The sequence below is a fragment of the Saccharomonospora iraqiensis subsp. iraqiensis genome (assembly GCF_000430445.1).
In the GTDB taxonomy this organism is placed as follows: Bacteria; Actinomycetota; Actinomycetes; order Mycobacteriales; family Pseudonocardiaceae; genus Saccharomonospora; species Saccharomonospora iraqiensis.
Genome location: NZ_KE387062.1, coordinates 37,579 through 45,478, shown reverse-complemented (window position 1 = coordinate 45,478; position 7,900 = coordinate 37,579). Strand labels below are relative to the sequence as shown.

The window sequence follows — 7,900 nt, the reverse complement described above, 5'->3', positions numbered from 1 at the left end:
GCCCGGAGACGGTGGTGCTCGGCCCGAACACGGCCGTGCTGCTGACGCGGCTCGCGGACGCGCTGGCCGGCACCTGGACGCTCGGCGACGACGTCGTCCTCTCGCGGCTGGACGAGCAGGACACCCTGGCCCCCTGGCTGCGTGCCGCGCGACGTGCGGGCGCGGACGTGCGGTGGGGCGAGATCGACATCGAGACGTGCGAGCTGCCCGCCTGGCAGTACGAGGAACTGATCGGGCCCCGGACGAAGGCGGTCGCGGTCACCGCGGCCTCCGGGGCGGTCGGCACCCGCCCCGACGTCGACACGGTCGTCGGGATCGCCCGGCGGGCGGGGGTGCTGTCCGTCGTCGACGCCACCCACGCCGCGCCGTTCGTGCCGCTGGATTTGGACCGGCTCGGGGCGGACGTGCTCGCGGTGTCCGCGCGTGCGTGGGGCGGCCCCGAGCTGTCCGCGCTGGTGTTCCGGGACGCGGAAACCCTCGAACGGGTGCCCTCGGTGGCGCTCGACCCGGCCGCGTCCGGACCGCGACGACTGGAGCTCGGGCCGCACCCGATCCCGCAGCTCGCCGGGCTCGTCACCTCGGTCGAGCACCTGGCCGGGCTCGACGACGCCGCCGCCGGGTCGCGCCGGGAACGGTTGCTGACCTCGCTGGGCTCGGCGAAGTCGTACCACGCGGGGCTGCTGGCGCAGCTGTCCACCGAGCTGCGGGCGATGCGGCGGATCATGGTGCTCGGTGACGCGACGCGGCGGATCCCGGCGCTGGCGTTCACCGTGGCCGACCGGACGGCGACCGAGGTCGCCCGGCACCTCGCCGAGCACGACGTGTGCGTGTTCGCCGAGCAGGGCGCCGACGGTGTGTTCGCCTCGCTCGGCGTGGGCGAGGTCGGTGGCGCCCTCCGCGTCGGCCTGGCGCACTACACCACCCCCACCGAGATCACCGCCCTGATCCACGCCCTGGAGACCCTCCCCTAGGGCCTGTCCTTAAAGGGTGTGTTGGTGGTCTGGTTTGATCTTGGTTTGTGGTGCGTAGGCATGAGTTGACGGATGAGCAGTGGGCGGTGGTGGAGCCGTTGCTGCCGGTGTCGGGGGTCAGGGGGCGTCCGCGGGTGGATGACCGGCAGGTGATCAACGGGATGCTCTACAAGTGCCGGACCGGCATCGCGTGGCGGGACCTGCCGCAGCGTTACGGGCCGTGGAAGACGGTGTACAACCGGTTCTGGCGCTGGTCGCGCAACGGCACACTGGCCACGCTGGTGAGCCGGGTGCGGGTGATCGCCGAGGCCGTGGACGAGCTGGATCGGGAAGTGTCGGTCGATTCCTCGATCGTGCGTGCTCATCAGCATGCGGCGGGCGCCCGCCGCATGCGCGCGGCCCACACAGGGGGCGAGCGGGTTCTGCGGCGGGCAGACCGAGCCAGTGATCATGCTATCGGGCGCTCCCGAGGCGGACCCACCACCAAGATCCACCTAGCCTGCGACGGCCATGGCAGGCCGGTCTCCGTCGTACTCACCGGCGGTAACGTCAACGACTGCACGATGTTCGACCAGGTCATGGCGGGTGTCCGGTTCGGTCGTCGCGGTCCGGGCCGGCCCCGCACCCGACCCACGCGGGTGATCGCGGACAAGGGTTACAGCTCCCGCGCCATCCGCGCCTCTCTGCGCCGTCGACACATCCCCGCGACGATTCCCGAACGACAGGACCAGCAGACCAACCGTCGGCGCCGAGGCCGTACCGGCGGCCGACCCCCAGCCTTCGACCGGGCCACCTACCGCCGCCGCAACACCGTCGAACGCTGCTTCCAACGCCTCAAACAGTTCCGCGCCATCGCCACCCGCTACGACAAAACCGCCCTGTCCTACCGAGCAATGATCGACCTCGCCACCCTCACCCTCTGGCTTTAAGGACACGCCCTAGGCCACAGCGGTGGAGTGTGCCGTGAAGGACTCCTTCACTGCGTCCGATGCAGCGAAGGAGTCCTTCACGGCACAACGCCCGGTGCCCACCGGTGCGGGTCAGCGGACGGTGAGCAGCACCTTGCCGAAGACTCCGCCCGCTTCGAGGGCACGGTGGGCCTCGGCGGCGTCGGGCATCGGGACGACCTGGTCGATCACCGGGCGCACGGTGCCCAGCTCCAGCATCGGCCACAGGTGCTCGCGGACGTCGGCGACGATGCGGGCCTTCTCCTCCGGCGGCCTCCCGCGCAGGGTGGTGCCGGCGATGCTCGCCCGCTTCACCAGGAGCTTGCCGAGGTTCAGCTCGGCCTTCGTGCCGCCCTGCATCCCGATCACCACGAGCCTGCCGCCGGTGCGGAGGGCGTCGACGTTGGCCGCCAGGTACTTCGCGCCCATGTTGTCGAGAACGACGTCCGCGCCGCCGGTCTCGGCCCGCAGCACCTCGACGAAGTCCCGTTCGCGGTAGTTGATCGCGAGGTCGGCGCCCAGCTGGCGGCAGCGGTCGGCCCGCTGGTCCGATCCGACGGTGACCGCGACGGTGGCGCCGAGCGCCTTGCCGACCTGGATGGCGTGCGTGCCGACACCGCCCGCACCGCCGTGGACGAGCAGCACCTCACCCTCGGCCAGTCCCGCGTGCGAGACGACGTTCGACCACACGGTGCAGGCGACCTCGGGCAACGCCGCCGCAGCGACCAGGTCGGTCTCCGGCGGGACGGGCAGCAGCTGCCCCGCGGGCACCGCGACCTTCTGCGCGTATCCGCCCCCGGACAGCAGCGCGCACACCTGGTCGCCCACCTGCCAGCCGGTGACATCGGGACCGAGTTCGGCGATCGTGCCGGAGCACTCCAGGCCGAGGATCTCGCTCGCCCCCTTGGGCGGGGGGTAGTGCCCCTGCCGTTGCAGCAGGTCGGCCCGGTTCACGGCACTCGCGGCGACGTCGACGACGACCTCGCCGGGTCCCGCGGTGGGGTCGGCGGCTTCGGTCCATTCGAGGTTCCCGGGCTCACCCGGTTCCCGGAGCATGATCGCGCGCATACCGCGACTCTAGGCCACCGGACGGGACATCGGCCGACACGTTCCTACGAACGGAGCTTGATTTTCGGGCGAACAGGCAACAAAGTGACCGCGCATCGTAACCACGAAGGGGTATTGCGAATGTCATCTATGCGGAGCAGGTTGAGACCGGCCGTGGCGCTCGCCGCGTGTGTGGGTCTCGCGCTCACCGGCACTGCGACGGCGACCGCCGAGCCGCAGGCCAACCCGAATCTGCCGAAGCGGCTGGCCAAGCAGGTGGACGGCGACAAGTCGAACCGGCACCTGATCGCGATGCAGCGCATCGCCGAGATCAGCGGCGGCAACCGGGCCGCCAGCACCGAGGGCTACCAGCGCTCGGCCGAGTACATGGCGGGCAAGCTGGAGCAGGCCGGCTTCGACGTGACCCGGCAGGAGTTCCCGTTCACCTACAGCGAGACGCTCGCCGAGAAGTTCACGGTGGACGGGACCGACTACGAGACCACGATCATGAGCTACAGCCCGTCCACCCCGGAGGGCGGGATCACGGCGCCGCTGGCGGCGATCGAGCCGGACGCCACGCCCGGCTGCGAGGCCTCCGACTTCGGCGACGTCACCGGCAAGATCGCGCTGATCCAGCGCGGCGCCTGCACGTTCGCGCAGAAGGGCCAGTCGGCCGCCGAGGCCGGGGCCGTGGGCGCGCTCGTGTACAACAACGAGCCGGGCATGGTCAACGGCACCCTCGGTGACCCGGACGCCGGTGTCATCCCGATCGGCGGCCTCACGCAGGCCGACGGTGAGGCGCTGACCGAGCTCTCCGGCACCGATGCGACGCTGGAGCTGCGTGCGCTGATGGAGGAGCGCACCACCTACAACGTCATCGCGGAGACGCAGACCGGCCGCAAGGACAACGTCGTGATGGCCGGCGCCCACCTCGACAGCGCCACCGCGGGTGCGGGGATCAACGACAACGGCACCGGCTCGGCCGCGCTGCTGGAGACCGCCCTCGCGCTCGGCGGCAACGCCCGGGTGAACAACGCGGTGCGGTTCGCCTGGTGGGGTGCCGAGGAGTTCGGCCTCGTCGGCTCCACCCACTACGTGAACTCGCTGAGCTTCGAGCAGGAGCTCGACATCGCGATGTACCTGAACTTCGACATGATCGGCTCGCCGAACGCCGGGTACTTCGTCTACGACGGCGACGACTCGGACGGCGAGGGTGCGGGCCCCGGCCCGTACGGCTCGGCGCAGATCGAGGCGTCCTTCGTGGACTACCTGGAGAACACGGTCGGCGTGCCGACCGAGGGCAGCGACTTCACCGGCCGGTCGGACTACGGTGAGTTCATCGCCCACGGCATCCCCGCGGGCGGGCTGTTCACCGGTGCCGAGGTCGAAAAGACCGAGGAGCAGGTCGCCAAGTGGGGCGGCACGGCCGGTGAGTCGTACGACCCGTGCTACCACACCGAGTGCGACCACCTGGGCAACGTCGACCGCACCGCGCTCGACCGCAACGGCGACGCGATGGCGTACGTGACCGGGAAGTACGCGCTGAGCACCGAAGAGGTCAACGGCGTCGCACCGCAGGCGCCGAAGGACCAGAAGAAGCTGGCCGAGCAGCGCGCGAGCCAGCGGGTCATGACGACCCAGGCCACGGACGGGGCCGACCTGTCCTGATCCCGGGGCGCACACCCTGACCGGTACGGCCGGGCGGCGCGGCACACGCCCGCCCGGCCGTACCGCACCGTCTCCCCGCGGGGACCGACCGACGTGACGTCCGGCCCGCACACGACGATCCTGGGTGCGCCCGGCGCACCCAGGATCTTTCCGAGGTTGTTCCGTTCTGCGTCGCGACTTCCGTGTCGCGTGTTCGGGGTGCGGTCGACCGGTGTCCGGGCCGACGCCTGACACCGTGGTGCGTCACGACAGAACCGCACCGAGATCGGTCTCGACCGGCGCCGTGGGTGCGGGATGCATGCCAACACCCGGGAAGCGCTGCCCTCTTGGCATCACGACCGGACCGGTTCCGGCCACCCCGGCCGTGGGATCACAGCGCCCACTGTGTCCGTAGGACCACACGGCCCACTGTGTCCGTAGGACCACACGGCCCACTGTGTCCGTGGGACCACACGGCCCACTGTGTCCGTGGGACCACACGGCCCACTGTGTCCGTGGGACACTGTGTCGTACACAGTTGCGCGTCGCACACAGTGACGCGGTCGACCGCGACCAGTCATCCGTCACGGCACCACCTGACCTTTCCCGGCGGGCCACGGGACCGACGGTTCCCTCGACGACTCGTCGTCTCCCGGTGAACCCGTCCGCTACCTCCAGGTTGCTCCTTCCGGAGTAGTCCGGCAACCATTTTTGTCACCCTCCGGCGGGGTCGGTACGGATTTTCGTCGTGGCGGCCGGGGGCCGTGGCGGACCGTCTACCGTGCGTGTCCATGGATCGGGATCCGCGTGAGGTGCGCTGGCTGTCCGACGGCGAGATGTCGGCCTGGCGGAACTACATCGTCTCCACGTTGATGCTGCGGCAGCGCCTGCACCGGGAACTCGCCGACCGGCACGAGCTGTCCCTGATCGACTACGAGGTGCTGTCCTGCCTGTCCGACGCCGACGACCGGCGGATGCGGATGAGCGAACTCGCCACGATGCTGGGGTCCACGAAGAGCAGACTCTCCCACCAGATCGCCCGCCTGGAGGAGGCCGGTTACGTCCGCCGCGGACGGTCGCCCGGTGACCGCAGGGGGGTCACCGCCGAGCTGACCGACGCCGGGTTCGCGGTGCTCGCCCGCTCCGCGGCCACGCACGTGTCGGGGGTGCGGGAGCACTTCGTCGACCTGCTCACGCCCGAGGAACAGACGGTGCTGGCCGGAGCCTTCTCCCGGGTGCTGACACACCTGTCGGAGCCCGACGAGTGAGGCGCTACCCTGACCCGCACGGGAAGCGTGGCAGAGCGGCCGATTGCACTCGCCTTGAAAGCGAGCGACCCGAGAGGGTCCGGGGGTTCGAATCCCCCCGCTTCCGCCGCTGTGACCGGGGGCGAACGAGCCGCGGCGGTCATCTCACCCCCGAATCCCGGCGCCCCGGTCACCTCGGTCCCCGGTCGGTGACGGCACCCCGGCATTGACCGTCGACACGATCGGGTACGCCCCACGGCGGTCAGCACAACGTGGTTTCGCCCCGGACCGCGGCTCCGCTGGGTAAAGCACGGCGAATGAGCCGACAACGACAACCGCCGGACGAGCCCCCGCCGCGAACCCCGCTGGAGCGGACCTTCAGCCAGACCCTCGCCAGCGGGTATCACCGGCTCTCGCGTCCCTGGCACACCGTGCTCGCCACGGGTCTGATGGGCGGTCTCGAGGTCGGCACCGGGGTGCTGGCGCTGCTGTACACCCTGCACGTCACCGGCAGTCATCTGCTGGCGGGCCTGGCCTTCAGCATCGGTTTCCTCGCCCTGCTCCTCGGGCAGAGCGAGTTGTTCACCGAGAACTTCCTCGTCCCGGTGACCGCGGTCGCCACCCGGCTCGCGACCCTGGGGGCTCTGCTGCGCCTCTGGGGGATCACCCTGGTGATGAACCTGCTCGGGGGATGGGTGATCACCTGGCTGATCATCCAGGCGTTTCCCGTGCTGCACCGGACCGCCGCCCGGTCCGGCAACCATTTCGCCGAGCTCGGGGTGACCCTGTCGTCGTTCTGCCTCGCCGTTGTGGCCGGATCCGCGATCACGTTGATGACCTGGATGCAGCTGGGAGCCGATTCCGAGTTCGGCCGGATCATCGCGGCGATCGCCGTGGGCTTCCTGATCTCGGGGACGCAGCTGTTCCACTCGGTGCTCGACTCGTTGCTCATGTTCGCCGCGCTGCACACGCCGCTGGCCACGTTCAATTACCTCGACTGGGTGATCCAGCTCGGGTGGGCCGCGCTCGGCAACATGGTCGGCGGAATCGGGATGGTGACCGGGCTCCGCCTCATCCAGGTTCGCCCGCTCAAACACCGGCTCAGCCAGCCCCCACCCGAGTAGCCGCCTGGCCGCCCCACGCCTCCCGCGCGAGGTCGATGATGGGGCGGTGACACACCGCAACGTCGAGTTCAAGGCCCGCTGTCCGGACGCCGACCGTGTGCTGAGCCGTCTGTCCGAGCTCGGAGCGCGGTCGCAGGGCGTCGACGCGCAGGAGGACGTGTACTACCGCGTCCCGCACGGCCGGTTGAAACGGCGACGGGGGACGATCGAGAACAACCTGATCCACTACCTGCGGCCGGACGGCGACACGCCCACCGAGTCCGAGGTGCGCATGCATCCGCTGGCGGCCGAGCGCGGGCTCGACGAGCTGCTCGACGCCGCGCTCACCCGGGACGTGGTGGTGCGTAAGCGCAGGCACATCCTCTGGATCGACAACGTCAAGTTCCACGTCGACGAGGTCGAGGGGCTCGGACCCTTCGTGGAGGTGGAGGCCGTCGACTACGACGGGGACCTCGGTGCCGCACATCTGCACACGCAGTGCGCCGAGTACCTGCGTCTGCTCGGGGTCGCCGACACCGATCTGGAAGCCCGCTCCTACAGTGATCTGCTCCGCGGCGACCTGTCCGGAGGTGACGGGCCCGGTGCCGGGTGAGCCCGGTCAGTCGTCCAACAGGCCCAGTTCGCGCGCCTTGCGCACGGCGGCGTTGCGCCGGTTGACGTCGAGTTTGCGCAGGATGCCCCGGATGTGCGTGCGCACCGTGTTCACCGAGACGAACATGCGCTCGGCGATCTCGGCGGTGGTGAGCAACTCCTCCAGGTGGCCCAGCACGTCACGCTCCCGGGCGGTGAGCGGCTGGAGCAGCTCGGGAGGCTGCTGTCCCGGAGGCCCGGGGTGTCCGGCGGGGGCCTCCGCCGTGCCCGGTGCGTCCGGAGAGCCCGGCGGGTGGGGGTCGGGGACCGCGCCCGCTCGGGCGTCC

At 70.5% G+C, this 7,900-nt stretch carries 8 protein-coding genes and 1 tRNA gene; 7 read left to right on the top strand and 2 right to left on the bottom strand.

Translation table 11 applies throughout. From position 1 onward, the window contains the following. Window positions 1–971 (top strand): aminotransferase class V-fold PLP-dependent enzyme (locus ACTIR_RS21880; protein ID WP_034238512.1); only part of this gene is annotated, 971 nt, incomplete at its 5' end. Between the two features lie 50 nt (window positions 972–1,021). Beyond that, window positions 1,022–1,900, top strand: coding sequence for an IS5 family transposase (locus ACTIR_RS0105330; RefSeq protein WP_154663670.1), 879 nt, complete (start codon window positions 1,022–1,024; stop codon window positions 1,898–1,900). Window positions 1,901–2,011: 111 nt separating this feature from the next. Here ACTIR_RS0105330 and ACTIR_RS0105325 read toward each other — a convergent pair whose 3' ends face one another. Next, the gene (locus ACTIR_RS0105325) at window positions 2,012–2,986 is read right to left on the bottom strand and encodes an NAD(P)H-quinone oxidoreductase (protein WP_026453494.1); all 975 of its coding nucleotides are present in this window, start codon (window positions 2,984–2,986) and stop codon (window positions 2,012–2,014) included. A gap of 120 nt (window positions 2,987–3,106) precedes the next feature. Between ACTIR_RS0105325 and ACTIR_RS0105320 the strand changes: the two genes are divergently transcribed. The 5 genes from ACTIR_RS0105320 to ACTIR_RS0105300 all read left to right on the top strand — a co-directional run bounded on the left by ACTIR_RS0105320 (window position 3,107) and on the right by ACTIR_RS0105300 (window position 7,575). Then, window positions 3,107–4,633 carry a M28 family peptidase gene (locus ACTIR_RS0105320; RefSeq protein ID WP_026453493.1) on the top strand — a complete coding sequence of 509 codons (1,527 nt, stop codon included), beginning with the start codon at window positions 3,107–3,109 and terminating at the stop codon, window positions 4,631–4,633. Window positions 4,634–5,403: 770 nt separating this feature from the next. Next, the gene (locus ACTIR_RS0105315; protein WP_026453492.1) at window positions 5,404–5,880 is read left to right on the top strand and encodes a MarR family winged helix-turn-helix transcriptional regulator; all 477 of its coding nucleotides are present in this window, start codon (window positions 5,404–5,406) and stop codon (window positions 5,878–5,880) included. Between the two features lie 21 nt (window positions 5,881–5,901). Continuing rightward, a tRNA-Ser gene (locus ACTIR_RS0105310) sits at window positions 5,902–5,986 on the top strand. A gap of 190 nt (window positions 5,987–6,176) precedes the next feature. Continuing rightward, window positions 6,177–6,983 (top strand): formate/nitrite transporter family protein, encoded by an 807-nt coding sequence (locus ACTIR_RS0105305; protein WP_026453491.1) that lies wholly within the window; start codon window positions 6,177–6,179, stop codon window positions 6,981–6,983. A gap of 46 nt (window positions 6,984–7,029) precedes the next feature. After that, entirely contained in the window at window positions 7,030–7,575 is a 546-nt protein-coding gene (locus ACTIR_RS0105300; protein WP_026453490.1) for a class IV adenylate cyclase, read from the top strand. A gap of 6 nt (window positions 7,576–7,581) precedes the next feature. On the opposite strand, the gene ACTIR_RS27410 is transcribed toward ACTIR_RS0105300, so the two are convergent. Beyond that, on the bottom strand, window positions 7,582–7,900 hold a 319-nt coding region (locus ACTIR_RS27410; protein ID WP_233345831.1), incomplete at its 5' end, for a response regulator transcription factor.

Coding starts and splice junctions, on each gene's coding strand:
- ACTIR_RS0105320 (WP_026453493.1), top strand. CDS start 3,107: ATGTCATCTATGCGGAGCAGGTTGAGACCGGCCGTGGCGCTCGCCGCG.
- ACTIR_RS0105315 (WP_026453492.1), top strand. CDS start 5,404: ATGGATCGGGATCCGCGTGAGGTGCGCTGGCTGTCCGACGGCGAGATG.
- ACTIR_RS0105305 (WP_026453491.1), top strand. CDS start 6,177: ATGAGCCGACAACGACAACCGCCGGACGAGCCCCCGCCGCGAACCCCG.
- ACTIR_RS0105325 (WP_026453494.1), bottom strand. CDS start 2,986: ATGCGCGCGATCATGCTCCGGGAACCGGGTGAGCCCGGGAACCTCGAA.